The 24,770-nt window shown below is 61.6% G+C and carries 23 protein-coding genes and 1 pseudogene; 16 read left to right on the top strand and 8 right to left on the bottom strand.

The genetic code is table 11. From position 1 onward, the window contains the following. Nucleotides 1–40: 40 nt before the first annotated feature. The 3 genes from K4A76_RS12090 to K4A76_RS12080 all read right to left on the bottom strand — a co-directional run bounded on the left by K4A76_RS12090 (nucleotide 41) and on the right by K4A76_RS12080 (nucleotide 3,143). Nucleotides 41–2,092 (bottom strand): TonB-dependent receptor, encoded by a 2,052-nt coding sequence (locus K4A76_RS12090; protein ID WP_274410325.1) that lies wholly within the window; start codon nucleotides 2,090–2,092, stop codon nucleotides 41–43. Between the two features lie 78 nt (nucleotides 2,093–2,170). After that, the gene (locus K4A76_RS12085; RefSeq protein ID WP_110676438.1) at nucleotides 2,171–2,578 is read right to left on the bottom strand and encodes a DUF2946 family protein; all 408 of its coding nucleotides are present in this window, start codon (nucleotides 2,576–2,578) and stop codon (nucleotides 2,171–2,173) included. 130 nt (nucleotides 2,579–2,708) lie between these two features. After that, nucleotides 2,709–3,143 carry a winged helix-turn-helix transcriptional regulator gene (locus K4A76_RS12080; RefSeq protein WP_274410324.1) on the bottom strand — a complete coding sequence of 145 codons (435 nt, stop codon included), beginning with the start codon at nucleotides 3,141–3,143 and terminating at the stop codon, nucleotides 2,709–2,711. A 108-nt stretch (nucleotides 3,144–3,251) separates the two neighbouring features. Between K4A76_RS12080 and K4A76_RS12075 the strand changes: the two genes are divergently transcribed. From K4A76_RS12075 to K4A76_RS12055, 5 genes are all read left to right on the top strand, one after another. Next, entirely contained in the window at nucleotides 3,252–3,905 is a 654-nt protein-coding gene (locus tag K4A76_RS12075; protein WP_274410323.1) for an NAD(P)-dependent oxidoreductase, read from the top strand. 161 nt (nucleotides 3,906–4,066) lie between these two features. After that, nucleotides 4,067–4,432, top strand: coding sequence for a histone-like nucleoid-structuring protein, MvaT/MvaU family (locus tag K4A76_RS12070; protein ID WP_054911559.1), 366 nt, complete (start codon nucleotides 4,067–4,069; stop codon nucleotides 4,430–4,432). Between the two features lie 264 nt (nucleotides 4,433–4,696). Then, on the top strand, nucleotides 4,697–5,212 hold the full coding sequence (locus K4A76_RS12065) for a sigma-70 family RNA polymerase sigma factor (protein ID WP_029886101.1): 516 nt from the start codon (nucleotides 4,697–4,699) through the stop codon (nucleotides 5,210–5,212). Then, on the top strand, nucleotides 5,209–6,132 hold the full coding sequence (locus K4A76_RS12060) for a FecR domain-containing protein (RefSeq protein WP_274410322.1): 924 nt from the start codon (nucleotides 5,209–5,211) through the stop codon (nucleotides 6,130–6,132). Before K4A76_RS12065 ends, K4A76_RS12060 begins: the two co-directional genes overlap by 4 nt. Nucleotides 6,133–6,240: 108 nt before the next feature. Next, nucleotides 6,241–8,664 carry a TonB-dependent siderophore receptor gene (locus tag K4A76_RS12055; protein WP_274410321.1) on the top strand — a complete coding sequence of 808 codons (2,424 nt, stop codon included), beginning with the start codon at nucleotides 6,241–6,243 and terminating at the stop codon, nucleotides 8,662–8,664. Between the two features lie 29 nt (nucleotides 8,665–8,693). Here K4A76_RS12055 and K4A76_RS12050 read toward each other — a convergent pair whose 3' ends face one another. Next, nucleotides 8,694–9,698, bottom strand: coding sequence for a GntR family transcriptional regulator (locus tag K4A76_RS12050; RefSeq protein WP_054911557.1), 1,005 nt, complete (start codon nucleotides 9,696–9,698; stop codon nucleotides 8,694–8,696). A gap of 298 nt (nucleotides 9,699–9,996) precedes the next feature. Here K4A76_RS12050 and K4A76_RS12045 point away from each other — a divergent pair, with 298 nt between their 5' ends. The 11 genes from K4A76_RS12045 to K4A76_RS11995 all read left to right on the top strand — a co-directional run bounded on the left by K4A76_RS12045 (nucleotide 9,997) and on the right by K4A76_RS11995 (nucleotide 19,046). Next, entirely contained in the window at nucleotides 9,997–11,355 is a 1,359-nt protein-coding gene (locus K4A76_RS12045) for an amidase (protein ID WP_274410320.1), read from the top strand. Nucleotides 11,356–11,418: 63 nt separating this feature from the next. Continuing rightward, nucleotides 11,419–12,300, top strand: a complete 882-nt coding sequence (locus tag K4A76_RS12040) for a polysaccharide deacetylase family protein (protein WP_009684840.1) — start codon at nucleotides 11,419–11,421, stop codon at nucleotides 12,298–12,300. A gap of 56 nt (nucleotides 12,301–12,356) precedes the next feature. Then, the gene (locus K4A76_RS12035) at nucleotides 12,357–13,715 is read left to right on the top strand and encodes an MFS transporter (RefSeq protein WP_054911555.1); all 1,359 of its coding nucleotides are present in this window, start codon (nucleotides 12,357–12,359) and stop codon (nucleotides 13,713–13,715) included. Nucleotides 13,716–13,730: 15 nt separating this feature from the next. After that, entirely contained in the window at nucleotides 13,731–14,492 is a 762-nt protein-coding gene (locus tag K4A76_RS12030) for an SDR family NAD(P)-dependent oxidoreductase (protein WP_054911554.1), read from the top strand. 48 nt (nucleotides 14,493–14,540) lie between these two features. Then, nucleotides 14,541–15,290, top strand: coding sequence for an SDR family NAD(P)-dependent oxidoreductase (locus K4A76_RS12025; protein WP_274410319.1), 750 nt, complete (start codon nucleotides 14,541–14,543; stop codon nucleotides 15,288–15,290). Between the two features lie 8 nt (nucleotides 15,291–15,298). Beyond that, nucleotides 15,299–15,598 (top strand): hypothetical protein, encoded by a 300-nt coding sequence (locus K4A76_RS12020; RefSeq protein ID WP_274410318.1) that lies wholly within the window; start codon nucleotides 15,299–15,301, stop codon nucleotides 15,596–15,598. Further along, nucleotides 15,595–16,584 carry a CobW family GTP-binding protein gene (locus tag K4A76_RS12015; RefSeq protein WP_236184678.1) on the top strand — a complete coding sequence of 330 codons (990 nt, stop codon included), beginning with the start codon at nucleotides 15,595–15,597 and terminating at the stop codon, nucleotides 16,582–16,584. The genes K4A76_RS12020 and K4A76_RS12015 overlap by 4 nt, the downstream gene beginning before the upstream one ends. Then, complete coding sequence (locus K4A76_RS12010; RefSeq protein ID WP_274410317.1) at nucleotides 16,581–17,762, top strand: ABC transporter substrate-binding protein; 1,182 nt, start codon at nucleotides 16,581–16,583, stop codon at nucleotides 17,760–17,762. Before K4A76_RS12015 ends, K4A76_RS12010 begins: the two co-directional genes overlap by 4 nt. Next, complete coding sequence (locus tag K4A76_RS12005; protein WP_274410316.1) at nucleotides 17,759–18,103, top strand: hypothetical protein; 345 nt, start codon at nucleotides 17,759–17,761, stop codon at nucleotides 18,101–18,103. Before K4A76_RS12010 ends, K4A76_RS12005 begins: the two co-directional genes overlap by 4 nt. 109 nt (nucleotides 18,104–18,212) lie before the next feature. Next, entirely contained in the window at nucleotides 18,213–18,704 is a 492-nt protein-coding gene (locus tag K4A76_RS12000; RefSeq protein ID WP_274410315.1) for a DUF1543 domain-containing protein, read from the top strand. Between the two features lie 183 nt (nucleotides 18,705–18,887). Beyond that, nucleotides 18,888–19,046: a hypothetical protein gene (locus tag K4A76_RS11995; protein ID WP_274410314.1), complete on the top strand. Its 159-nt coding sequence runs from the start codon at nucleotides 18,888–18,890 to the stop codon at nucleotides 19,044–19,046. A gap of 394 nt (nucleotides 19,047–19,440) precedes the next feature. Here K4A76_RS11995 and K4A76_RS11990 read toward each other — a convergent pair. The 4 genes and pseudogenes from K4A76_RS11990 to K4A76_RS11975 all read right to left on the bottom strand — a co-directional run. Further along, nucleotides 19,441–19,720 (bottom strand): annotated as a pseudogene (locus tag K4A76_RS11990) (SDR family oxidoreductase); the annotation flags it as partial. A 19-nt stretch (nucleotides 19,721–19,739) separates the two neighbouring features. After that, nucleotides 19,740–20,942 (bottom strand): zinc-dependent alcohol dehydrogenase, encoded by a 1,203-nt coding sequence (locus K4A76_RS11985; RefSeq protein WP_274410313.1) that lies wholly within the window; start codon nucleotides 20,940–20,942, stop codon nucleotides 19,740–19,742. Nucleotides 20,943–21,161: 219 nt separating this feature from the next. Continuing rightward, nucleotides 21,162–23,516 (bottom strand): FdhF/YdeP family oxidoreductase, encoded by a 2,355-nt coding sequence (locus K4A76_RS11980; protein ID WP_274410312.1) that lies wholly within the window; start codon nucleotides 23,514–23,516, stop codon nucleotides 21,162–21,164. Nucleotides 23,517–23,641: 125 nt separating this feature from the next. Then, on the bottom strand, nucleotides 23,642–24,766 hold the full coding sequence (locus K4A76_RS11975) for a mechanosensitive ion channel family protein (protein ID WP_110676414.1): 1,125 nt from the start codon (nucleotides 24,764–24,766) through the stop codon (nucleotides 23,642–23,644). Between the last annotated feature and the right edge of the window lie 4 nt (nucleotides 24,767–24,770).

The following is a 24,770-nucleotide window of genomic DNA, read 5'->3' as shown; positions in this document are numbered from 1 at the left end:
CTCGCCTGCTCGGGGCCAGCGTGGCCGCCCCGCTTTGCCATCAGAAGTCGAACGTCACACCGGCATAGAGTGCGCGCCCGTCACCGGGGGCGTGCAGCGAAGCGTGCGCCCCATCCGGGTCGTACCAGGCGTACTCGTAATAGCGGTTGGTCAGGTTTTTCAGCTGCAGGTCCACGCTCATCGACGCACTGACCTGGTAGGTTGCCCCCAGGTTCAGCAACACATAGCCACCGTAGGTGCCTTGGGTGTTCTCGCGCTCCAGGTAGTAGTGGGTCTGGCCGTTTGCCCAGGCGCTCAGTTGCAGGGCAGGCGTGGCCTGGTAGTTGATGCCGGTATTCCACAGGTGGTGCGGCACATGGTCGATCTCTTTGCCTTTGCTGCCAGGCAGGGCGCTGCTCGGCTCAAGGATCTTCGAATATTGCCATGAGTACGACATCCACATCTCGGTGCGTTCGCTCGGGTGCAGGTTGACCTGCAGGTCGTAGCCCCAGCGCCGTGTCTCACCAACATTGTCCGACTCCCCGCTGGGGTCGTTCAGGCGACGGCTCACTTCGCCAGAGGCGTCCTGACGCCAGTAGGCCACGCGGCCATCGACCCAGCTGGCCGGGGTGAACTTGATGCCGGTTTCCCAGCCTTCGTTGATCGAAGGGGCCAGGTCCTCATTGCGCGGCGGCACCTTGTAGGCTGCGGCGCCGGTCCCGACCTGGAAGGTGCGGCCCCAGTTGGCGTAGACGCTGGCAAACTTCCAGGGCGAATAGACAATGCTGAGCTTGGGCTGCTTGATCAGCCCGTAGTCGTTGATGTCGTAGTCCTGCCCGGTCATCTTGTTGGTGAAGTCACCGCTGATCTTGTCCACCCGATAGGCCGGCACGATCTTCAACGATGGGAACGGCTCGATCTCCGCCTGCACGTAGGCACCGACCGTGTTGAAGTCGAAGTCCTGGTCGCGGGTCTGCGCCTGGCGTACACGCTGCACGGTGCGATAGCGCTCGCTGCGGTTCTGTTGCTTTTGCACATCGCTGCCACCTTCCAGCGCGAAGGCGTGCAGCCAGTCCACCTGTGGCCGCCAGGTCAACGAGGTAATGGCACCGTACTGGTCTTCGTAGGTGTCTCGTTCCTGTTGCGAGCTGGTAGCCCAGTATTGAGTCCAGCGACGATCGTCGAAGGTATTGAGGTAGGTCTTGGCTGACCACGACAAGGTGTCGGCCAGGTCGGTATCGAAGTGCACGCTGACTTGGTTCATCCGCCGCGTCCCCTTGTCCGTGGCGTTGTAGTCATTGCTCATGCGCGGATGATGGCGGGCGTCATCCTCGGTCAGGTAGCCCGCCTCCTGAGCTTCTGACTCGTAGTGACGGGCAATCAGACCAAGGCGGTAGCTGCCATCGTCGGGGGTATAGAACCATTTGCCGCCGAAGCTGTAGCGCTCGGTATCGGCATGGTCACGGTAGCCATCAACCTGCTGGCGAGCGAAGAAGTAGTTCTGCGTCCAATTGCTGGCCTCGATGCCCTTGGCCAGTTGCACTTCACGCGTATTGAAGCTGCCGTAGCGCAGGCGCGCCTTGTTGTAATTGCCCCCGGTGCGGGTGTGGATATTGACGTTACCGGCGATGTTGTTGAGGCCGTAGCGGGGGTCGCTGGTACCACGCACCACCTCGATGCTGTCGATGTCCATGGGAAACACCGAGTCGATGAAGGGCATGTTGCCGTCGTTGGTGTTGCTGGGGATGCCATCGATCAGCAACTTGACGGCATTCACTTCGCCTTCGCCATTGAAGCCGCGAAACGACAGCTTGCCCGAGGTGGTGCCCTGGTTGAATTCGGTCAGCAACACCCCGGGCGCGCGCCTGAACAGCTCCCAGCTGTAGGCCACCGGCATTTTCTCGAGGATGTCGCCGCCCAGGATATCCACCGAACTGAGCACGCTGCTGGTGGCCAGCGGGCCGCTTTCGGTACTGGTCACGTTGACCGCGCCAAGGGTGAGGGTGGAGTTTTCAGCAGGCAGTGTTTCGGCCACGGCCAGTGTCAGGGGGCTGAGGCTGAACAAAGCGAGCACGGGCAAGGCAGCACGTGCGGTACAACGGAACGCAGGCATGGAAAGTTTCCTGGCTAGACAGTCGGGCAGGGCTGCACACCGCAGGTCACGGGGCAGCTGTTGGCAATCAGCGACGGGTCAGGCCAGGGGAGAGGCGCGGGGGTTGAGCTTTGGCCACTGCTCACGCGGCAGTGGCAACCTGTGGCTGTCACCGAGCAGAAGCGCATCGGGCCAGAACCGCGGGAACAGGTGTCGATAGTAGTCGCTGGCCAGCAGGCTATGCCCGGCATGGCCACAGCAGCAGTCGCCCGCCTGGTGTTTCGTTTCCGGCTGGTCACCGAGTTGGGGCAGCTCGGCCTTGAGCTGGGCCAGCAGTGACTTGGGCAGGCTCTGTGCACCGTGCAGGCTGCAAAAGCTACCGAGAATCAGGGATTGGCTGTCGACGCGGGGTGTTTGCAAGGCACGGTCAAGCGGCATCGCCAGCAGGTTGAACAGCACGGCGAAGCAGGCGAACAGACAGAGATGCGCACGCGCTCGTGAAAGCATGAATCACCCATGGAAACGTCGCGCGCATTAAGCCGTATCAGTGACCGGCAGTTCAAGTTCGGTGGCGCGCCATTTTGTCGCACGCACTGCATGGGGCCCTGGCGCTCAAGCACGGGCCTTTGCTGGGCGCTCACCGGCGTTCGTAGACTACGCCCTGGATCAGGACCTGATTTGGCTCGGTGGCCTGGTCAAAGCGTTCATGGGCTTGCACGATGGCGTGCTGATGCTCGTTCGCCCAATTGACCAGTGCCATGACGGGCTGCAGCAGGGTTTTACCCAAGTCCGTAAGGTCGTAATCGACGCGCGGAGGAATGGTGGGATACAGCGTGCGGGTTATCAGCCCATCGCGCTCCAGTCCGCGCAAGGTCAGGGTCAGCATCCGCTGCGAAATACCGTCGATGCCACGCTTCAACTCATTGAAGCGGCGGGGGCCGTTGGCCAACACGGCAATGATGTAAAGGCTCCATTTATCGCCGATGCGGTCCAGGATCTTGCGGGTGGCCAGGCAACCGCCGGCCTCGGGGGCCGCCATGTCTGGCGGTACATCCAGATGACTAAGTGACATGCCTGTGCCTTCTTGTGCGTAAACAGAGGGCACCCTACCATCCTTTGTACCTGTTGGTAACCCACACTAACTTTGTTACCTGGTACCCTTTTTATACCTGGAGGCAGCATGCACGAGCAGAAAAGGATCGCGCTGTTCGGCGCGACCGGACCCACTGGCAGGTTCATCATCGAGGAAGCCTTGAAGCGGGGCTACAGCCTGTCGGTTTACACCCGTGACGCCAGCAAGCTGGAAGCTTTTGCGGGCCGGGTACGCGTCGTCGTCGGTGACCTGCAAGACCAGCCAGCCATTGCGAAGTGCGTGGAAGGTGCCGAGGCAGTGATCAGTGCCCTGGGCCCCAACAGCCTGAAGGTGCAGGGCGACAAGCCCGTCATGCGCGGATTGCACAACATCATCGCGGCCATGAAACTTGCAGGTGTGCGCCGCCTTTTGCAGATATCCACGGCTGCCTATCGTGATCCGAAGGACCGCTTTGCGTTCAACGCACATGCGTTCGTGCTGCTGTTCAAGTTGCTGACGCGCAAAGCCTATGAAGACATCAAGGCAACTGGTGAACTGATCGCCCACTCGGACCTTGACTGGACGCTGGTGCGCATACCGAACCTCAAGGACGGCCCGGCCCAGAGCAAGGTGCAAGTGGGCTGGTATGGGCAGGCCAAGCTCGGCATGAAGTTATCCAGGGGCAATCTTGCCAAGTTCCTTGTCGACCAGGTGAATGACGAAACCTACCTGCGTGCCGCCCCTGGCATTGCCAACCAGTGAAGACTGGATGCCCTGTTGCGAATGTCGTGCGCCGAGAGCCTTGTAAAAGCGTAAACCTGTGCAGAAAGTTGCACACGGGTGGGGTTCATTGTCATTTGGGTTTGAACTTGAACCGCGTTAGGATTCTCTAACTAACACCCCACCCACTTCGGAGTAAGTACATGTCGCGTCTGGCAGAGTTTCGTCAGCTTGAACAAAAACTGGCCCAGCAATTGGCTGAACTTGAGGCGCTGAAAGGGTCGTCTGAGCTGCAGAAAGAAATCGAGTTCGAAACAAAACTGCGCGACCTGTTAGCCAAATATGGCTACAGCCTGCGTGACATCATCAATTTGCTCGATCCGCAGGCCAACCGCCAGTCAGCCCCTGCGGCCACAGCGAAAGCACCGCGTCGTGCCCGACAGGTGAAACAATACAAGAATCCGCACTCTGGCGAAGTTATCGAGACCAAAGGCGGCAATCACCGACAGTTGAAAGAGTGGAAGCAGCAATACGGCGCGGATGAAGTCGAAAGTTGGGTCGCCCGCTAATCCGTACTGCGCACAACAGAGCAATTGGGGCCGTTCTGTGCCCCATTGCCGGCAAGCCAGCTCCCACAGGAACAGCACAGCCCTCAAGCATTGCACGGTCCTGTGGAAGCTGGCTTGCCGGCGATGGGCTGCGCAGCAGCCTCATTGGGTGTTACTCACACTCAAGTGAACTACCCGCCAGCGGTGGTGCACAGCTTCCCAGCGAGATACAAGCCCATTACAATCGCGATGAATTCCTATTCTCGTTTTCGCGTGGGTAACAAGATGTCCGGATCGGTCACGGAAACGACGCACCATCAACACCTGCACAGGCTGTATCAGGATCACAACGGTTGGCTACGTGGCTGGTTGCGCCAACGTTTGAGTAATTCGGCGGATGCTGCCGATCTTGCCCAGGACACGTTCGTACGGGTAATGGTCGCGCGCACCGCCCATTCGCTGCAGCAACCCCGTCATTACCTGGCGACCATCGCGCGCGGGTTGGTCATCGACCTGTATCGCCGCCGCAGCCTGGAGCAGGCGTACCTGCAAGCATTGGCGTCCAGGCCGGACGTTCATGCGCCCTGTGCCGAGACCCGGGCAATCATTCTGGAAAGCCTGCTGGCCATAGACCGCATGCTCGACGGCCTGGGGCTGCGTACACGGCAAATATTCCTTGCTGTGCAACTGGATGGGCTGACGTATGAGAAGACCGCCGAGCGTTTCAATGTGTCGGTCAGCACCGTGCGCAAGCACTTGGCCAAGGGCCTGATGCACTGCCTGTTGATGGACGGCGAATGAACCAGGTACTGGCCCAGGCGGTTGAATGGCATGTTCGCCTCAATGACAGCAGCGCCACCCAGGCCACCCGCGCGCAATGGCAGGCCTGGCTGGATGCCGACCCCGTGCATGCACAAGCCTGGCAGCGTGTAGAGCGGTTGCAACAACGTTTGAGCCTGGCACCCGCTGGCGTGGTCTCCACCACCATCGAGCAGGCACGCCAGCATAGAAGGGCGGTACTCAAACAGCTGGTCGTGCTGCTTGGGGTCGGTGCAACCGGCTGGGCAGGCTACCGGGCTTCGCCCTTCGCCGCCGACTACAGCACGGGCGTCGGCCAACGGCAGCGGCTGACGCTGGCCGATGGCAGTGTACTGGTGCTGGATACCGCCACGCGTGTGGATGTGCTGTTCGATGCCCAGCAACGGCTGATCGTGTTGCGCCAAGGTGCCATTCTGGTCGATACCGCAAAAGATCCTCGCGCCCTGAGCGTGCAGACTGCGCAGGGGCGTGTCGAGGCGCTCGGCACCCGATTCACGGTGCGTCAGGACGATGGCACTACCCGGGTTGCCGTGCAAGCGCATGCCGTGCGGGTCAGGCCGCAACTGGGCCTCGGCCAGGCACTGCGCGCCGAAGCGGGGCAGGCGGTGAGCTTCAGCGCTACCACCATAGGCCCCCTGCAGCCAGCGCCAGAGCAGGGCTCTGCGTGGGCGCGCGGCATGCTGGTTGCCGTGGACTGGCGCCTAGATGCGGTACTGGCCGAGCTCTCCCGCTATCGCCACGGTGTGCTGAGCTGCTCGCCTGATATCGCCGGCCTGCGGCTCTCCGGCACTTTTCTGCTCGACGATACCGAGGGCGCGCTGGCCAACCTGGAGGCCTCACTGCCGGTTCGGGTCCGCCGCCTGACCCGTTACTGGGTAAGGCTGGAGCGCCAGGCGGCATGACGGTGAATTTTTCTGCATAGAGGGGTAACAGATTTTCATTCCTGTTTCGGCTCTACCTGCATGTGCGCATCAGACGCACCCATTGCCAACGCTGACAGGAAACCTTTCATGCAAGTACGCCCCCTCTTTTCTGGCCTTTGCGGCCAACCCACAGCACGGGCCCTGTGCTTTACTGGCGCCGTATTGGCGGTGACGCCTGCCTGGGCCAAACCGATCGACTATGACATCCCCGCTGGCACGTTGGCCGCCGCCTTGAGTCAGCTCGCTGCCGCCAGTGGCGTGATGATCACCTTCAGCTCGGAACAAACGGCGGGCTTGAGCTCGCCAGGGCTGCACGGTAGCTACGAGGTGGAGCAAGGCTTCGCCCATGTGCTTCAGGGCAGCGGGTTGCGCATTGTGCAGGCTGGCGAAAAACGGTTCGTACTCGCCAGCATGGAAGCCGGCGGGGCCCTGCAGCTGGGCGCTACCACCATCGATGCAGCAGGCCTGGGCGCCATCACGGAAGGGACCGGCGCCTACACCACGGGTGCCACCAACGCCGCCACCAAGCTTGCCTTGTCATTGCGCGAAACCCCGCAAACGGTCAGCGTGATGACGCGCCAGCGCATGGAAGACCAGCAACTCACCACACTGAGCGATGTGCTGAAACAGACGCCAGGCCTTTCCGTGCAGAACATCGACAGTGAACGCGTGAACATCTATTCGCGTGGGTATGCCCTGGACAGTTACCAGTTCGATGGCATCCCGACCACCTTGATCGTGCAAACCAGCGCAAGCCCGCAGAGCCTGATCGATACCTCGGTCTATGACCGGGTCGAAATCGTCAGGGGCGCCACCGGTTTGATGACCGGTGCCGGCGACCCCTCTGGCAGTGTCAACCTGGTCCGCAAGCGGCCAACCGCCGGGTTCCAGGGCTCGGTCAGTGCCGGCGCAGGCTCGTGGGACACGTATCGCACCGAAGTGGATGTGTCTGGCCCGCTGACCACCGATGCGCGCTTGCGCGGCCGCGCTGTCATGGCTTACCAGCAGGGCAACAGCTTTATCGACCACTACCAGCAGGAGAAGCAAACGTATTACGGCATTCTGGAAGCTGACCTCACCGACAGTACGCTGCTGACGGTCGGTTTCGACTACCAGAAGAATGACCCGCGTGGCGTATCCTTCGCCAGCTTCCCGTTGTTCTACAGCGACGGCGGGCAGACTGACTTCCCACGCTCCATCAACGCCGGGGCGCGCTGGAGCTATCGCCAGCAGAACACGCTCAATACCTTCGCGACCCTCGAGCACGGCCTGGCCAACGACTGGAAACTGAAGGTGGCGGTGAACAACATGTACAGCACCCGGGACTATTCGCTGGCTTCGCTCAGTGGTGGGGCACCTGACCGTGAAACAGGTGAGGGCGCCTACCTTTACGGGGGAGATGGCTATGGCTCCCAGCGCCAATTGGGTCTCGACGCCATGGCCCAGGGGCCGTTCCAGTTCCTGGGCCGCGAGCATGAACTGGTATTGGGCCTGAGCGCTTCGCAGTTTAAGGACTACAGCGACCCGGACGATGACGACCTGGAGATGCGCCCGGCCAATATCCATAGCTGGGACAACGACACCGAGCGGCCGACATCGGTCGGTAAACTGATGAACGACGACACCACGATTCGCCAGGATGCGGCGTACATGGTGGCACGCTTCAAGCCGGCGGACGATCTGTCGCTGATTGTCGGTGCCCGTGTCGGTGACTACAGCTACAAGAAGAAAGCTATCTACAACCCGCCTTACACGCGTTCGTCCAGCACTGCCGAAAGCCGTGAAAGCGGCTTCATAACGCCTTATGCCGGGGTGGTGTATGACCTCGACGACATTCATTCGGTGTACGCCAGCTACACGACGATCTACAAGCCTCAAGCCCTACGAGAGCAAAACGGCAGGAATCTGGAGCCGAGGGAAGGGGACAACTACGAAGTTGGCGTGAAAAGCGAGTTCTTCGACGGCCGCGTCAACACGGCCATTGCCCTTTATGAAATAAAACAGGACAACCTGGGGGTTCCCACGGGCGAAACCGTGGAAGGCACGGTGCGCGAGTCGGCCTACCGCGCGGTGGCCGGCGCGAAAACGCGCGGTATCGACATGGAAATCTTTGGCGAAGTGCTCCCGGACTGGAATGTCAGCGCAAGCTACAGCCATAGCGTTACCAAGGATGCCGACCATGAGCGCATCAGAACCGAAGCACCGGCTAACTTGATAAAGCTCTGGACGACCTACCGTCTTCAAGGGGACCTGAACCCATTGACCATCGGCGGGGGCCTGAACTGGCAAAGTGGCATGAGCGTGACGACGAGCCAGGGCAAGGCGACGCAGGACCAGTATGCCGTGTTCAACGTGATGGCGCGTTATGACTTCACCCGGCAGCTGAGCGCTTCTGTCAACGTCAACAACGTGTTCGACAAGCAGTATTTCAGCGCCCTGGACCCGACCTTCTTCACCGGCTACTACGGTGAGCCACGCAATATCATGTTCAGCACCCGGTACGCTTTTTAACGCGGGGAGGGTGCAGGCCCGCCGACGCCTCAGGCCAGCCTTTGCAGATAGCCCGGCGCGTCAGGTTCGGGCAGCACCGACAACACCTTGAGCCGCTGCAAGGTCCGTTCGCGGGCCTTGCACAGGTGGTCACGCAGGCATGAACAGGCAGTGTCGACGGTGCCGTACAGCAAGGCTTCGAAGACCAGGCGGTGCTCCACCAGCATGGCTTCGTCATTGCTGGACTGCAGGGCTTCGTGCAAGACCCGGCCGACATTCATGGGGATCTGACATTGGCGAATGACTGCTGCCATGCGGGTATTGGCCACGCCGGCGATGCAGGCCACATGCAGGTCCTGCTCGAGTTGTTCGATGTCGGCGCGCTTCACATCACGGCCGGCGGCCTGCGCACTGACTACGCGGTGCAGCATCGCTTCAAGATCACTGCGGCTGACATGCTCGACGCCTTGGCGCAGGGCATCCGGCTCCAGCAGCATCCGTAGCTCGTAATCGTGCTTGACCGCCTGGGCCGTCAGGGGGCCGGCGAGCCATTGCGAGTACGGCTCTTTTTCCACCAGCCCTTTGTCGCGCAATCGCATCAACGCTTCCCTGACGACATTCCGGCTGACGTTGAGTTCTTCGGCGGCACTCTGCTCATCGATTCGGTAATGACCAAAGACCATGAACCGCACGACCGTCTGGGCAAGATGGTCGTAAATTCGCTCACCTACCGGGCGGTAATCGATCAGGTCTTCTTGTGGCTCCAGCCCCAGGAGCTTGCGCGTGAGCGGTGCGCGCAACGGCGTTTCGCTGGTGCCCTGGGGGTCGACGAGAAAGCCCCGGCCCTCGAAGCGGCGGATCAGACCTTCCTCATGCAGCAGGTTCAGGGCCTGGCGAACCGGTACCCGGCTGGTGCCGAAGAGTTCTGCCAAAGGCCCCTCCACCAGCACCAGCCCTGGCGCCGTCTGCCCACCCAGAATCGCCTCGCGCAGGGTGTTCCGGATGATCTCGTAACGAGAGGCCGGGCGGTCTTCAAGGGGCTGGGTAACAGACATCAGAGGGTTCTCATGAAGCGTGGGAGGCCAGTTTCGCACAAGCGAAGCGAGATGTGACCGGTCGCCGGTGACACTGCTGTGAACGGTTTTGGGGCAGGCTGTTACCGAACACCCCAAAATGTATCATCCAGTAAAACATACATTTAATAGGCGCGACCGTGATTGGCTACAGCGGGCCATCGCCAGCCCTTGGCAAACACGGATCCGCGCATTTCTATGAATCGCTGCACAAGGTTGGCACGACGCATGCTTATGCAAATGTACGTATTACACAAATATACATTTAAGGGGTTTTGCCATGCGTGCCGATGCGCTTTCCCTGGCCGGGCAGTTTGCCGCGGGAACCCACGACCCTGTTACTGCGATGGAAGCGGCACTGGTGAGCGCTCAGCAGGTGCCGGCTGCATTCATCACCCTGTGCGAGGCGCGGGCGCTGCGCGAAGCGGCTGCGGCCAGGTGCCGCTGGCAAGCTGGGCAACCGTTGTCTGCGTTCGATGGGGTACCGGTCGTCTGGAAAGACCTGTACGACCTGGCCGACCACATCACCACTGCAGGCGCGAAGGTGCGCTTGCACGCGCAACCGGCGCCGCGTGATTGCGCGCTGGCCACGGCGCTCAGCCGGGCGGGCATGGTCAGCGTGGCAAAGGCCAACCTCAGTGAGCTGGCGTATTCGGGGCTGGGCCTCAACCCCCATTTCGGCACGCCAACCAACCCGGAGTTCGCCGGTGCCGCACGCGCGCCGGGTGGCTCGTCATCGGGGTCGGCAATTGCGGTCGCCCAAGGTGTGGCCCCTATCGCCATGTCGACCGACACTGCCGGCTCCATCCGGGTGCCGGCGGCGTTCAATGGTTTGGTCGGCTACCGCAGCAGTGCCAAGCGGTACTCATTCGAAGGGGTCACCCCCCTGGCACGGTCCCTCGACTCGCTGGGGCCCATTACCCGTAGCGTGCGCGATGCCATCGTGCTCGACAACCTGCTGCTGGGCGACCGGCTTGGCATGCCGCTCGATACCGTTGCCCTGCCCATCGTCGGGCTCAAGCTTTGCGTGGATGCGCAGCTGCTGGGTGACGCACGCATTCAGCCAGAAGTCAGGGCCAACCTTGTTGCGGCACTGGAGCGGCTGGCTGCAGCCGGCGCGGTGGTCGAGCACAAAGCTGTCCCGGCCTTCCAGCAAGCACTGGACGTGATCGAGCAAATCGGTTGGCTGGGCGGCGCCGAGGCTTTTGCCCTTTACCAAGGGCTGCTCGACAGCCCGCAGGCCGAGCGACTGGACCCCCGGGTGCGCAAGCGGCTGGAGGGCGCCCGTGCCTACCCAGCCAGCAAGCAAGTGCTGCTGTACCAGGCTGCCGAAGCACTGAAAGCACAGATCGCATGTGAGCTGGACGGGGCCTTTCTGGTAACCCCGACCGTCGGCCATGTGGCGCCACTGCTGGCACCGCTGGAAGAGGACGCCGAGCTGTTCGTTGCCACCAACCTGGCAACGCTGCGGCTGACCATGCCGGGCAGCATGTTGGACATGCCTGGCGTTGCTTTGCCAAGCGGCACGGGGGAGGCAGGGCTACCTACCAGCCTGCTGCTTTCGAGTTCGAGTGGGAATGACAAGGCCTTGCTGCGAGCTGCATTGGCGATCGAGCCCTACGTGCGCGCCGGGCTTTGAATCAGCCCACCGGGCAGCCAGCGGCGTGCCTGCAATCAATTGAATAACCAAGAGGTCGAGATAATGACAAAAGAGATTTTTGTATCGATTGGCGTTGATGTGGACGCGGTAGCCGGTTGGCTGGGCTCCTACGGGGGGGAGGATTCGCCCGACGATATCTCGCGTGGGCTGTTTGCCGGCGAAGTGGGCGCGCCGCGTCTTCTCAAGCTGTTCAAGCAATATGACCTGCGCACAACCTGGTTCATCCCGGGCCATTCGGTGGAGACCTTCCCCGAGCAGATGAAGGCGGTGGTGGAAGCGGGGCATGAAGTGGGCATTCATGGGTACAGCCATGAGAACCCGATCGCGATGACGCCGGAACAGGAAGAAATCGTTCTGGACAAGTCGATTGAAATCATCACCCGGTTGGCAGGCAAGCGGCCCACGGGCTATGTGGCCCCGTGGTGGGAGTTCAGCAACGTTACCAACGAACTGCTGCTGAAGAAGGGCATCAAGTACGACCACAGCCTGATGCACAACGACTTCCACCCTTACTACGTTCGAGTGAAAGACAGCTGGAGCAAAATCGATTACAGCCAGCACCCCGATACCTGGATGAAGCCCTTGGTGCGCGGTGAAGAGACCGATCTGGTCGAGATCCCGGCCAACTGGTACCTCGATGACTTGCCGCCGATGATGTTCATCAAGAAATCGCCCAACAGTCACGGCTTCGTCAACCCGCGCCACCTTGAAGAGATGTGGCGTGATCAGTTCGACTGGGTCTACCGGGAGAATGACTACGCGGTATTCCCCATCACCATTCACCCCGATGTGTCCGGCCGGCCTCAGGTGCTGCTCATGCTCGAGCGGCTTATCGAGCACATGAAAAGCCACCCAGGTGTGAAGTTCGTCACCATGGACGAAATCGCCGACGACTTTATCCGGCGCCAACCGCGCAAGCGTTGAGCCACTGCTTCGGTTAGCACGTTTTCAAGCGGATCCAAAACAAGAGAAGCGCCGATATGACCACTACGCAAGCCACCACCACGGCTCCTGTGACCGAGCCTGGTACCTGGAAACCGGTACAGCTGGAATCCAGAGACGTCAGATACGCAACCTGGATTGCTTTCTTCGCCTGGGTTTTTGCAGTTTACGATTTCATCTTGTTCGGCACCCTGCTGCCGGTCATGGGCGGGCATTTCACCTGGAGTGAAGCTGAACAGGCGGAAATTGCCACGTGGGTAGCGGTCGGCGGCGCTGTCGTGGCCTTCATTGTCGGGCCGCTGGTGGACAAGATCGGGCGCCGTGGCGGGATCATCTTCACCATTGGCGGCACCGCACTGTGCTCTGCGCTGACAGCGGTGTGTGCCGGCATGGGCAAGGGGCCGTTGATTGCCGTGCGTTCGGTGGCAGGGCTGGGTTACGCCGAGGAAGGGGTCAACGCTACCTACCTGACCGAGGTGTACGCAGCGTCGACCGACCCGAAACTGATCAAGCGCCGCGGCTTCGTCTACAGCCTGGTACAAAGCGGCTGGCCGGTTGGGGCGTTGATCGCAGCAGGCCTGACGGCATTGTTGCTGCCGCACATTGGCTGGCAGGGTTGCTTCATCTTCGCCGCTGTACCTGCGCTGGTAGTTGCCATCCTGGCGCGCAAGCTCAAGGAAAGCCCCCAGTTCCAGGTGCATCAGCGCATCCACCAGTTGCGCAAAGCAGGCGACGAACCTGCCGCGCGCAGCCTGGCGCGCGAGTACAACGTCGACTACGACGAGCACGCCAAAGCCGGTGTTGCTGCTGCCTTCCGTGGGGCGGCCCTGCGACCGACGGTGGTCTTGAGCCTGGCGATCCTGCTGAACTGGTCGGCTATCCAGGTGTTCAGCGTGCTGGGCACGTCAGTGATCGTGAGTGTTCACAAGCTGTCGTTCGAGAACTCCTTGTGGATCCTGGTGTTGTCCAACCTGGTGGGCTTCATCGGCTACCTGGTTCACGGTTGGCTGGGTGACCGAATTGGCCGGCGCAATACCGTAGCGCTGGGCTGGATGTGTGGCGGCCTGGCCTTCTTCGCCATGATCCAGGGCCCCAGCGACCTGGTCACGGTCATCGCCTTCTACAGCCTTGGCCTGTTCTTCCTGACCGGCCCTTACTCCGCCATGTTGTTTTTCATGGGCGAGAGCTTCCCCACCAGTATCCGTGCCACAGGCGGCGCCATCGTGCATGCCATGGGGCCGATCGGCGCCATCGTCGCCGGGCTGGGGATTACCAGCGTGTTGTCCACTGGCGGTGAATGGCACAGCGCGGCGCTCTGGTTCGGCGCGCTGCCTTGCTTCCTGTCGGGCTTGATCATGCTTGCCGCCCGGCATGTCGAACCTCTTTCAGTCAAATAACCAGGAGTTGCACACATGTCTCGACCCGTAGCGTTGGTCACTGGGGCTGCCAGTGGTATTGGCCAGGCGGTCGCCGTCGCGTACGCCCGGATGGGTGTGCGCGTGATGGGCGGCTACCTGCCCGCCGACCCGCATGACCCCGCTGAAACGGAGCGGTTGGTCGCCCAGGCCGGCGGCGAATGTTCGATGATGGCGATGGACGTTACCGACAGCGCTTCACTGGATGCCATCGCCGCCGCGGCAGTCGAGCGCTTCGGTCGGCTCGATTATGCCGTGGCCAACGCCGGGCTTTTGCGCCGGGCGCCGCTGCTGGAAATGTCGGACGAGCAATGGAATGAAATGCTCAACGTCGACCTTACCGGCGTGATGCGCACCTTCCGCAGCGCAAGCCGCCACATCGGGGAAGGCGGCGCACTGGTGGCCATTTCGTCGATTGCCGGTGGCGTGTATGGCTGGCAGGACCACGCGCATTACGCAGCGGCCAAGGCTGGGGTGCCCGGGTTGTGCCGCTCCCTGGCGGTGGAATTTGCCCCCAGGGGCATCCGTTGCAACACCATCATTCCCGGCCTGATCGAAACCCCGCAATCGCTGGACAGCAAAAATTCGCTGGGCGCCGACGGCCTGGCCAAGGCGGGCAAGGCGATCCCGTTGGGGCGCGTAGGACGCGCCAGCGAGGTTGCCGACCTGGTCTGCTTCCTGACGGGCCCTGCGTCGAGCTACATCACCGGCCAGAGCATCGTGATCGATGGCGGCCTTACGGTGCGCTGGCCTGAATAGGAAATTGCTGCGCCGCAAGCTCGCCTTGCGGCCGCGAGGAGAACAAGCATGAAACCATTGCAGAACCGCCGCGCCGTCATAACCGGCGCGGGGAGTGGCATCGGCGCGGCCATCGCCCATGCCTACGCCGATGCGGGCGCGCTGCTCGTGTTGTGTGACCGCGACCCCCAGCGCCTGGCGGTGGTCGCGAACCAATGCCGCGACCGCGGCGCGCAGGTGATCGAATCTGTCGCTGATGTGGGTAGCCGGGAGGGTGCGCAAGCCGGTGTAGATGCCTGCGTGGCAGCGCTGGGGGGCATCGACGTGCTGGTCAACAATGCCGGCATGCTGACCCAGGCCCCCTGTGTGGACCTGACCCAGGAAATGTGGGATGAAATGCTGCGGGTGGACCTGACCAGCGTGTTCGTCGCAAGCCAGCGCGCGCTGCCGTACATGCTGGCGCAGCAGTGGGGGCGCATCATCAACATCGCCTCCCAGCTAGGGATCAAGGGCGGTGCACAACTGGCGCACTATGCGGCAGCCAAAGCCGGCGTGATCGGTTTCAGCAAGTCGCTGGCACTGGAGGTGAGCAAGGACAACGTACTGGTCAACTGCGTGGCGCCAGGGCCGATTGAAACCCCGCTGGTGGAGGGGATCAGCCAGGCGTGGAAGGTTGCAAAGGCCAAGGAACTGCCGTTGGGTCGCTTCGGCAAGGCTGAAGAAGTGGCACCGATCGCCGTGCTGTTGGCGAGCGAGCCTGGCGGCAACCTGTTCGTCGGGCAAACCCTTAACCCCAATTCCGGCGATGTAATGCCTTGAGGTGAGCCATGTGTGGACTTTGCGGCCTGATCGGTGAGGACGCCCACTGGAGCGACCCGCTGGACACGACCCTTCCCGGCCGCCGCGAGCGCTTGCGGCGCATCGCCGCGATCAATCAGGTGGTAGCACCCTTCAGGCTCAAGGTCAGTGACGTGCAGGGTGCGTCGTATCTGGTGCAAGGCCCTACCGGCAAGCAAGGTGTTGCCGCGGGCCTGGATCAGCTCTGGCAGACCGCCGAAAGCATACTGGGGCGCACCCTTGACCCCCTGGATCCGCGCATCCTCGATCACCTGGAGGCGTCGGCATGAGCCTGCAGATCAATGTGCTTACGGGTTTTCTGGGCAGTGGCAAAACCACCTTGCTCAAGCGGGTGCTGGCCAATGCGGACATGGGCGACACGGCGGTGCTCATCAACGAGTATGGGGAGGTGGGGATCGATGACGTGCTGGTGCAGGAAGTTGCCCCCGACACGGTGTTGCTGCCGAGTGGGTGTGTCTGCTGTTCGGTAAGGGGGGATCTGAAGCAAGCGCTGATCGACCTGCACGGCAAGCGTGCGCGCGGGGAGGTTCCGGCTTTCCGCCGCGTGCTCCTGGAAACCACAGGCCTCGCCGACCCCGCGCCCATTCTTGCCACGCTGCAGCGAGACCCACAACTGCGCGGCCGCTATCACGTGGGCCTGATGGTGACGGTGGTCGACGCCCAGCACGCCATGCTTCAGGAGCGGATTCACCCCGAGTGGCTGGGCCAGGTCACGGCTGCCGATCGGCTGCTGGTGAGCAAGGCAGACCTGGTAAGCGCTGCGGTGCTCGACCCGTTGCTGGCACACTTGCAAGCCCTCAACCCAACGGCATCGATCGCGTTGGCGAGCACGGTCGGGCAGGGCGATGAGCAGCTTCTGGGCGAGGGGCTGAGAAGCCTGGAGCCCGATGAGGAGGTCGCCAGGTGGCTGCTGTTTGCGCCCACCCGGCAGCCGCACCACGGCGGCGCCCAGGTGTGTGCACTGGAGTACGACATACCGCTGGACTGGCTTGCCTTCGGGGTTTGGTTGTCGATGCTGCTAAGATGCCACGGAGACCGAATTCTGCGGGTCAAAGGGATCTTGAATGTGATCGATGCTGAACAACCTATCGTCATTCACGGCGTACAGCACTGCCTGCATCCGCCTGTGCATCTGCGCCAGTGGCCAGGGCAGGCGCGGCGCTCGCGCCTGGTGATCATCGTGCGCGATCTGGATACCCAGCTGCTGCGCCGCTCTTTCCAGGCTTTTTTGCAGCGCCTGGGGCGTGCGGCATGAGTGGCCCGGTCACGTTGCGGGTATTGGGCACATCGGTCACGCTGCTGGAGCCCATTCGCTTGCGCGCGGAGAAAGAACTGGGCATTCGCATCGAGTACCAGATCCACGACGTGCAGACCGTTCAACGCATTGCGTTGATGCACCCTGAACGCTATGACCTGTACGACCAATGGTTCCATAGCATGGATTTTGTCTGGCCGGCCGGTGCCATCCAGCCCATCGACATCCGCCGGGTCGCCTTGTGGGACGAGATCAACGACCTGCCCAAGCGGGGCAGGCTGCACGCTGGGGATGAGCTGGCCGGCGGCAGCCTGCCCTGCGACCGGCTGTATGTTCAGCATGACCGGACCCTGGCCAACCGCCCAACAGACTGGATCAGCATGCTGCCGCTGACCCACAACGCGGACAGCTTTGCCTACAGGCCGGACCTTCTGCCGCCGGGGTTCGGTATCGAGAACGAGAGCTGGTCCTGGTTGGTTGACCCCAACTGGTGTGGGCATGTGGCGTTGCAGAGCGATGCAGCCATCGGGGCGCTGGACGCGGGACTGGCGGTGCAGGCCAAGGGGTTGGCCACGTTCGATGTGATCGCGAACCTGCGCCTGGACGAGATCGACCAGCTTGCGGCAGTGCTCATCAAGCTCCAACGCCAAGGCCATTTCGCCGCGTTCTGGTCTGATGACCGCGACGCAGGCAAGCTGATGCTGGGCCCCAAGGTGCACATCGAGAGTGTCTGGTCGCCTGCCTTGATGCAGCTGCACCGCGAAGGCATTCAGTACCGCCAGGCCGTGCCCAGGGAGGGTTACCGTGGCTGGTTTGGTGGCCTGTCGTTGTCCCGTGCCGTTGAGGGTGGGGTGAAAGATGCGGCCTATGCCTACCTGAACTGGTGGTTGGCAGGTTGGCCAGGCGCGATGATGGCCCGGCAAGGGTTCTACATTTCCAATCCACTGCGCGCGCGCGATCACCTGTCGGCGGCTGAGTGGGATTACTGGTACGAGGGCAAGCCAGCCCGCGAGCAGTTGCTGGGCAGTGATGGCGAACCGCTGATCGAGCCTGGGCAGCTACGCGAAGGGGGCGCCTACGCCGAGCGTGTGGGCCGTATCAGGGTCTGGAACTCGGTGATGGATGAGCATAATTACCTGGTGCGCAAGTGGGCTGATTTTTTGCGGGCGGGTAAATGAGCCGGTCGCAGACCGGCGCCAAATACCCACGCACGCCGGACGGGCGCTATTTCGTCGTCAACGGCCAGCTCTGGCGCTGCAGCAACCCTGCGCTTGCAGACGAAGCGCGCCAGCACCTGGTGCGCGCGCTGATGGAGGCAAGGCGAGCGGTGAAGCAGGCGAAGGCCTGCGAAGATGCAGCCGCGTTAGGGCGGGCTCGGGCAGCGGTCAATGATGCCAAGGTTGCATTAGGCGAGCGTGGGCCGGTGTGGTGGGACGACGGTAGCCCTGATTACAACCGCTACAAGGCTACTAACACCCCTTATGCTGCCTGGTACGACCGGCTGGTCGCGCAGCTGTGAAGGCCTTCCACCGTGCGGGCAAGGCCGCGAAGGGCGCCAGCGTTCAGCGCCGAACCGATCTGATACCGAGCCCGGGGCTCGGTGAACTTTTACCAGGGTGGACGACTAGATGCTTTTCGTGGTGCTGCTTGGGGGCAAACACCCCCAGGCAAAGATTGAGGTTCACGACATTGTGTTTGCAGCCGCGGATACGCTGGAGCAGGCATACCCGCAACTACGGGGCGGTTGGTTTGGCAGCCCCAAAGGCGTGCACATCGATGCCTGGATGGCGGTCGATGGGGTAGACAACTGGCGCATCGAGCTCAGCCCGCTGGCGCCTTCGCCTGAATCCCTGCGGCTCTATTTTATCAACCTGGGCGGCTACGACGCCCAGGCTTTTGGCGAGGCGCACGAGTATCTGCTGGTGGTCGCGAAGGACAAACGAGAGGCCATGGCGAAGGGCAAGAAACAGGCCATGGCGCATTGGTCGCAAGCTCACAATGATGCAGTTCTGGATGTCGACGACTGCCTGCCCATCGACCAAGTGGGCGGGCGTTTCGTGCACCTTGTCGAGGGGCCGCATGCCGGGTTACGCCGACGGAATCAGTACATTGTCCTTTGATGACGGTAGCGGCGGTCAGCTTGGTTATTGAGCCATGGGCCATTTCGTCTGCGGGGGTCGTAGCGGGATGGCTGGCTTCCCAATTGAATTTTTGCCGCACCTCACCCCTCACACGCATGAGTAGCAGACCGCTGTAGGTGGTATGCCACCTACAGCTATCCCCCATTGCCTGGAGGCTTTGCCATGCAACCCAAAACCGAAGGTCATGAAGAGCACGGACCGAGTGGAGTGCCGTTCATCAACGATCCGGAAAAGCCGAGTTCCCCGCCATTGAATGACGCTGATGCCACCGATGCCGCAGAGGCTGAAGAGGACATCGAGGACGATGGCCTATCGTTTTGAGCCGATTACGACCATTCTCACCCCAGCGCGCTACGGCGCCTTGATGAGCCTCTGGCGATGATCAGACGCAGGTGCAGATGACGACCGGACCGACCCGGTGGCCATCAGAAGGCCTGGGTTGCTTGCGAAGCGCAACCCAGGCGGCATCTGCCAGCCAATCGCCCAATGGCCCAAGGCATCGTTCACCTGTCTCGGCGTTGGAAATGGCCCACCACAACCCCAGCGAGCAGCCCGATAACCGCTGCACTCAGCAACAAGACGGCTTTGTCTTTCGAGGTTTTGCAACCACCCAATACACTTGGCTGCAGCGAGCCTTTGATAGGGGAGCGGCTCAACGGCTGTGGCTGCGCGGCAGAGGAAACGGCGCCGTGTGTCGGCGCCGTGATGGGCTGATCGGCCGCGATAGGTGAGAGCTGAAGGGATGTACCGTCCACCAGGTTCAAGGTCAAGTTGCTGATAGTGCCGGCTACCCGCCCAGGGAAAATAGGCTCCCCTGCAGCATCGAGATTATCGTAGATGAACCGGTCACCCTCCAGCCAGCCGACAGCCGTCAAAAGCTCTGGGCCGAGGTAATACTTGCCGTCCAAAAAAAAGCCGGTGAAAGAGTGGGCGCGCTCGATGTTTTCAACGCAATACCGTTCACCTGGCTTCATACCTGTCGTTTGATCGATCATGGTGCGAGCTCCGTGAAGTTTATACGTAGTCAGGGCCCAATGTGCCAGGTGCCGCGCCTGGAACAAGGATCACCTTGCGGCAGTTGTCCTCTTTCTGGTCGAACAGCTTGTAGCCCATGGCCGCTTCCTCTAATGCAAGGCGGTGGGTGACAATGAGCTCGGGCTGCAGGCGGCCTGCTTCGATATGCTCAAGCAGCTCGGGCAGATATTTTTGCACATGGGTTTGCCCCATCCTGAAGGTCAGGCCCTTGTCGAAGGCATCACCGAACATGAACGCGTGGATGAAGCCCGCGTACACCCCGGGCACGCTGACGATGCCACCACGACGCACAGCTGCAATGCTCTGGCGCAGGGCCTTGCCGCTACTGCCTTCGAGTTTCAAGGCCGTCATCACGGTTTCTGTAGTGCTGCCTTTGGCTTCAAACCCCACGGCGTCGATGACCGCGTCCACGCCACGCATTCCGGGCGTCTGGCGAATGATGCTATCGGCCGGGTCGTCATCATTCTGGAAGTTGATCGGGATGACACCGTAGGCGTCCTGGGCGTAGGCCAGGCGATAGTCATTGTCGTCGACCATGAACACGGTGTGAGCGCCAAGCATTCGCGCGCAGGCGGCACTCAGCAGCCCTACCGGCCCTGCGCCATAGATCGCCACCGATGAACCTTGGCCGATCTGCGCGTTCATGACCGCTTGCCAGGCGGTAGGCAGAATATCGGAAAGAAACAGGACCTTGTCATCTGCAAGGGTCGTAGGCACTTTGAATGGACCGACGTTGCCTTTGGGCACCCTGACATAGTCGGCTTGGCCTCCTGGGATTCCGCCATACAAGTGGCTGTATCCAAACAGCGCTGCGCCGGGTGGGATGGCCTTTTTATTGATGATCGATCCGCGGCCGGTATTGGTCGTTTCGCAGGCGGCGAATAGATCGTGCTGGCAGAAGAAGCAACTTCCGCAAGCGATCACAAATGGAATCACTACGCGGTCGCCAACCTGCAGGTTCGTTACGCCCCTGCCGACGTCCTCCACGATGCCCATGAATTCGTGGCCGAAAATGTCGCCATGTTCCGTTTCCGGGATCTTGCCTCGATAGAGGTGAAGGTCTGATCCGCAGATTGCGGTAGCGGTCACCCTCAGGATGATGTCGTCTGGGGCCTGGAGAACAGGGTCAGGGACAGTGTCGACCCTGACATCATTGGCGCCGTGATAAGTCAGTGCTCTCATGGTCTTGCTCCTGCATTACAGAAAATGGGGTGTATGCAGGGGAAGGCAGTAGGGCGGGCAAAGTTCAGACCAACCGATTCAGTGGTGGTTGGGTGTATGCCCTTCGGGCGCGGCAACCCTACTCAATGCTGATTCCTGGCATGAATGTTTACCGCTGGATACACGAAAGCCGAAGGTGTTGTAGGACAGGGGCACCGGTATCAGGAGTGCGAAACCTGCCTAGACGACCTGATCTGCTTCCGGCACGGCGCGCGCAAGATCCTCAGCATCTGGCCAAGCATGCAAGAGAATGACAGGCACCGCTTTGGCGGCGGGCACTTTGCTCCGCTTGGCATGGTGCCACAGGGGCACGAGCGCATTGGCCTCGGGGTAGTAAGCGGCGGCGCAGCCCACCGGTATGTCATAGGCGATAATCTGAAAAGGGCCCGCCTCGCGGCGAACTGTCGGTTCCACAGCTGTACGCAAGCGAACCCAACCCCCCGGCACGAAGCCCAGGCGGACGATATCGTTGCGGTTGAGGAACACCACTTTGCGCGTGCCCTTTACGCCCCTGAAACGATCGTCGTAACCGTACACGGTGGTGTTGAACTGGTCATTGCTGCGCAACGTCATCAGTTGCAGGACATCACGGCCGGCTTCGCCCGTCAGCACGTCGTCGTCTTCATCCAGCGTGCCTGGGGTAATGAACTGCGCCTTCCCTGAAGGCGTAGCCCATTGCCGCTTTGACACGCCCAGCGGGCGATGGAACCCGCCGTGCTCCCACATCCGCGTCTCGAAGTCATGGAAAATACTTGGATAAACCTTGCTGATGGCTTCGCGAACCAGGGCATAGTCGTGCTTCCAGTGCGCCCAGGGAATGGCGACCGTGTCGCCCAGCGTCGCCCGGGCCAACTCTGCGATGATCGCCAACTCCGAGCGCAGCTGCTCTCCTGCGGGTTCGGCGTGGCCGCGCCAGGCGCGGATGCAGCCGGTGCTGTCTTCAGTGGTGTAGGTTTGTTCGACCCCAAGCTGCCGGTCGATCTCGATCCTGCCCAGGCAGGGCAGCAGCCAGGTGCTTTCACCAGGGACCAGGTGGGTGCGATTGAGCTTGGTCGCGATCTGTACACTGAGGCTGAGCTGGGCCCAGGCGGGTTCCACCCGGCTGGTATCGGGCACGGCACGCAGAAAGTTACCGCCAAGCCCGATGAACCCCTTCACACTGCCATTGAGAACGCCCTCGCAGGTGTCGACCGTCGCCAGACCCTTGTGCTCCGGAATCTTGAAGCCGAACAGCGACTCGATCTTCTCCCCGGGTACTTTCGCAGGGTCCTCGGTGATGCCTACCGTGCGTTGGCCCTGTACGTTCGAGTGCCCTCTGACCGGGCAGATACCGGCCCCTGGTTTGCCGATATTCCCGCGCAGCAAGAGCAGATTGACCAGCATCTGCACGTTGGCTACCCCGTGCCGGTGCTGGGTCATGCCCATGCCATAGACGATCATCACTTTCTCGCTGCGCGCATAAACGGTGGCCGTGGCCTCCATCGCGCTTCGGCTCAGGCCGGACCGTCGCTCCAGTTCAGCCCATGTGTATTGCTGCACACGCTCCATGAACTGGCCCAGGCCGTCCGTATGTTGTGCGAGAAAATCGTGATCGAGCACCGGCGGCTCGCCGTTGCTTTTGGCCCTTTCCTCCATTTCCAGTAGCGCCTTGGCCATCCCCATGACGGCAGCGGTGTCACCGCCGATGGCCACTTGGTGGTATTGAGTGCTGATGACTGTGGATTGCGGACCGAGCATTTCAGTGGGGGACTGGGGGTTTACAAAGCGCTCCAGACCACGTTCCCGGATCGGGTTGAAGGTGATGATCGGGACGTTGCGCTTGCGCACCTCCTGAAGCGGGTGAAGCATGCGCGGGCTGTTGCTACCTACGTTTTGCCCGAAGAACAGAATGCAGTCGGTATGCTCGAAATCGGCCAGTGAGACCGTGCCAACCGGGACCCCGATGCTTTCCTGCAGGCCAACCGAGGTGCTTTCGTGGCACATGTTGGAACTGTCGGGAAGATTGTTCGTGCCATAGGCACGGGCGAACAACTGGTAGATGAACGATGTTTCCAGCGATGCGCGCCCTGATGCATAAAAAACGACTTCGTCGGGGCTGAGCGCGCGCAACTGCGCGCCGATGGCTTCATAGGCTTGCTCCCAGGTCACGACCTGGTAGCGATCAGTGTGCTTGTCGTAACGCATTGGGTGGGTTAACCGGCCATGCTGCTCCAGCTCGAAGTCCGACCAGCCGCGCAACTCGGTCAAGGAGTGGGCCCTGAAGAAATCGGGCGAGGTGCGTCGTGACGTCAATTCCCATGCCGTGGCCTTGGCACCATTCTCGCAAAATTCCAGGGCATGAGGGTCGCCTGGCTTGGCCCAGGCACAGCTCACGCAGGCGAAACCCTTGGGCTTGTTCAGCTTGAGCAGGGCGGTTGTGCCTTTGATCAGTGCCTGCTCGCGCCAAAGGATATTCAGCACGGAGTGAGCCGACCCCCAGCCGCCCGCTGCAGAGGTATAGGGCCGAAAATGTGATGTGCCATGGATCATCTTCATGTCGACCTCGCCTTGCCATTCAGTGTGTCTAAACGCTACGAGTACTGGGGAGCCTCTAAGTTCGAAGCGATTCAAGGGGCGGCTGGGACCCCGCGCACGCAACGGGGGGCGAATGGGGTGGGCGCTCACGCGCCCCTGATGCCCAGGCCCTCGCGCGCTGGCACCGACAAGTTGGCTTCTTGCGGCAATGCGGTGACCTTGATCGCCCGCACCGGTACCGCGAACTTGGCGCCCACTTTGGAGAAGCGGTCGAGCAGGTGGAAGTTGATCGCCTGCTGGATGTCCATGTACAGGTTGTAGCCTGGGTCCTGGACGATGTATACGCACTCGAACTCCAACGCTTCCTTGCCAAAACCACGCAAATGAGCACGGTCGAAGCGCACCTGCGATTGCGCCTTGATAGCCTCCTCAACGATGCCAGGGGCTTTTTTCACTGCCTCGGTGGGCGAGTCGTAGGACAGGCCAAACTCAAACACAATGCGGCGTTCCTGCAGGCGTTTGTAGTTCTGGATCGTGCTGCTGATCATGCTGGCGTTGGCCATGACGATCTGCTCGCCACCCAGGCTGCGGATGCGTGTGGTTTTCAAGCCCACATGTTCAACGGTGCCGGCCAACGGGCCAATGACGATGAAGTCGCCGACCTCGAAGGGTTTGTCCACGGCGATTGACAGGGAGGCGAACAGGTCGCCGAGTATGTTCTGCACGGCCAGCGCCACGGCGATACCGCCGACGCCGAGGCTGGCGACGAACGCAGTGATGTTGACGCCCAGGTTGGACAGCATCGCCAGTACCACCACCGACCACAGCAGCACCCGCGCCCCCCACGCCGACAGGGTGGCCAGTGCGCTGGCCTGGGTAAGACCATCGGTGCGTTGACCCGCGAAGTAGCGATCCAGCCCCAGGCCGATGGCGCGGTTGGCCCACAGCCCGATTTGGAGGGCGGCGACCACGAACCACAGGCTGCTGACCCGTGTCAGCCAGCGCTCGGGCAGGTCGAGCATGCTCAGGCCTACCAGCAAGGACGCGAGCAGTAGCAGGGAATTGCTGGTGCCGGCCAGCACCTTGGCCAGCACATGGCTGAGCACGCCGTCGTGTTCGGCCCAGCGCCGGATGCGGTGCAGCAGGAAGCTGATGGCGGCGCGGGCGACCAGGAAAGTCGCGATGGCCACCACCATGGCCAGCAGCCAATTGAGTATGGAGATGCCGAACAAGGTAGTCTCGGTGAACAGGGCTATCAGGCGGTCATTCATGAGC

Source organism: Pseudomonas sp. NEEL19 (assembly GCF_028751975.1).
In the GTDB taxonomy this organism is placed as follows: Bacteria; Pseudomonadota; Gammaproteobacteria; order Pseudomonadales; family Pseudomonadaceae; genus Aquipseudomonas; species Aquipseudomonas juntendi.
The sequence above is the reverse complement of the archived record's forward strand: the minus strand, read 5'-3'. Positions and strand labels throughout refer to the sequence as shown.

Excerpts from the sequence above, each read along its gene's own strand:
- K4A76_RS12090 (WP_274410325.1), bottom strand. The coding sequence starts at position 2,092 with ATGCCTGCGTTCCGTTGTACCGCACGTGCTGCCTTGCCCGTGCTCGCT.
- K4A76_RS12085 (WP_110676438.1), bottom strand. The coding sequence starts at position 2,578 with ATGCTTTCACGAGCGCGTGCGCATCTCTGTCTGTTCGCCTGCTTCGCC.
- K4A76_RS12080 (WP_274410324.1), bottom strand. The coding sequence starts at position 3,143 with ATGTCACTTAGTCATCTGGATGTACCGCCAGACATGGCGGCCCCCGAG.
- K4A76_RS12075 (WP_274410323.1), top strand. The coding sequence starts at position 3,252 with ATGCACGAGCAGAAAAGGATCGCGCTGTTCGGCGCGACCGGACCCACT.
- K4A76_RS12070 (WP_054911559.1), top strand. The coding sequence starts at position 4,067 with ATGTCGCGTCTGGCAGAGTTTCGTCAGCTTGAACAAAAACTGGCCCAG.
- K4A76_RS12065 (WP_029886101.1), top strand. The coding sequence starts at position 4,697 with ATGTCCGGATCGGTCACGGAAACGACGCACCATCAACACCTGCACAGG.
- K4A76_RS12060 (WP_274410322.1), top strand. The coding sequence starts at position 5,209 with ATGAACCAGGTACTGGCCCAGGCGGTTGAATGGCATGTTCGCCTCAAT.
- K4A76_RS12055 (WP_274410321.1), top strand. The coding sequence starts at position 6,241 with ATGCAAGTACGCCCCCTCTTTTCTGGCCTTTGCGGCCAACCCACAGCA.
- K4A76_RS12050 (WP_054911557.1), bottom strand. The coding sequence starts at position 9,698 with ATGTCTGTTACCCAGCCCCTTGAAGACCGCCCGGCCTCTCGTTACGAG.
- K4A76_RS12045 (WP_274410320.1), top strand. The coding sequence starts at position 9,997 with ATGCGTGCCGATGCGCTTTCCCTGGCCGGGCAGTTTGCCGCGGGAACC.
- K4A76_RS12040 (WP_009684840.1), top strand. The coding sequence starts at position 11,419 with ATGACAAAAGAGATTTTTGTATCGATTGGCGTTGATGTGGACGCGGTA.
- K4A76_RS12035 (WP_054911555.1), top strand. The coding sequence starts at position 12,357 with ATGACCACTACGCAAGCCACCACCACGGCTCCTGTGACCGAGCCTGGT.
- K4A76_RS12030 (WP_054911554.1), top strand. The coding sequence starts at position 13,731 with ATGTCTCGACCCGTAGCGTTGGTCACTGGGGCTGCCAGTGGTATTGGC.
- K4A76_RS12025 (WP_274410319.1), top strand. The coding sequence starts at position 14,541 with ATGAAACCATTGCAGAACCGCCGCGCCGTCATAACCGGCGCGGGGAGT.
- K4A76_RS12020 (WP_274410318.1), top strand. The coding sequence starts at position 15,299 with ATGTGTGGACTTTGCGGCCTGATCGGTGAGGACGCCCACTGGAGCGAC.
- K4A76_RS12015 (WP_236184678.1), top strand. The coding sequence starts at position 15,595 with ATGAGCCTGCAGATCAATGTGCTTACGGGTTTTCTGGGCAGTGGCAAA.
- K4A76_RS12010 (WP_274410317.1), top strand. The coding sequence starts at position 16,581 with ATGAGTGGCCCGGTCACGTTGCGGGTATTGGGCACATCGGTCACGCTG.
- K4A76_RS12005 (WP_274410316.1), top strand. The coding sequence starts at position 17,759 with ATGAGCCGGTCGCAGACCGGCGCCAAATACCCACGCACGCCGGACGGG.
- K4A76_RS12000 (WP_274410315.1), top strand. The coding sequence starts at position 18,213 with ATGCTTTTCGTGGTGCTGCTTGGGGGCAAACACCCCCAGGCAAAGATT.
- K4A76_RS11995 (WP_274410314.1), top strand. The coding sequence starts at position 18,888 with ATGCAACCCAAAACCGAAGGTCATGAAGAGCACGGACCGAGTGGAGTG.
- K4A76_RS11985 (WP_274410313.1), bottom strand. The coding sequence starts at position 20,942 with ATGAGAGCACTGACTTATCACGGCGCCAATGATGTCAGGGTCGACACT.
- K4A76_RS11980 (WP_274410312.1), bottom strand. The coding sequence starts at position 23,516 with ATGAAGATGATCCATGGCACATCACATTTTCGGCCCTATACCTCTGCA.
- K4A76_RS11975 (WP_110676414.1), bottom strand. The coding sequence starts at position 24,766 with ATGAATGACCGCCTGATAGCCCTGTTCACCGAGACTACCTTGTTCGGC.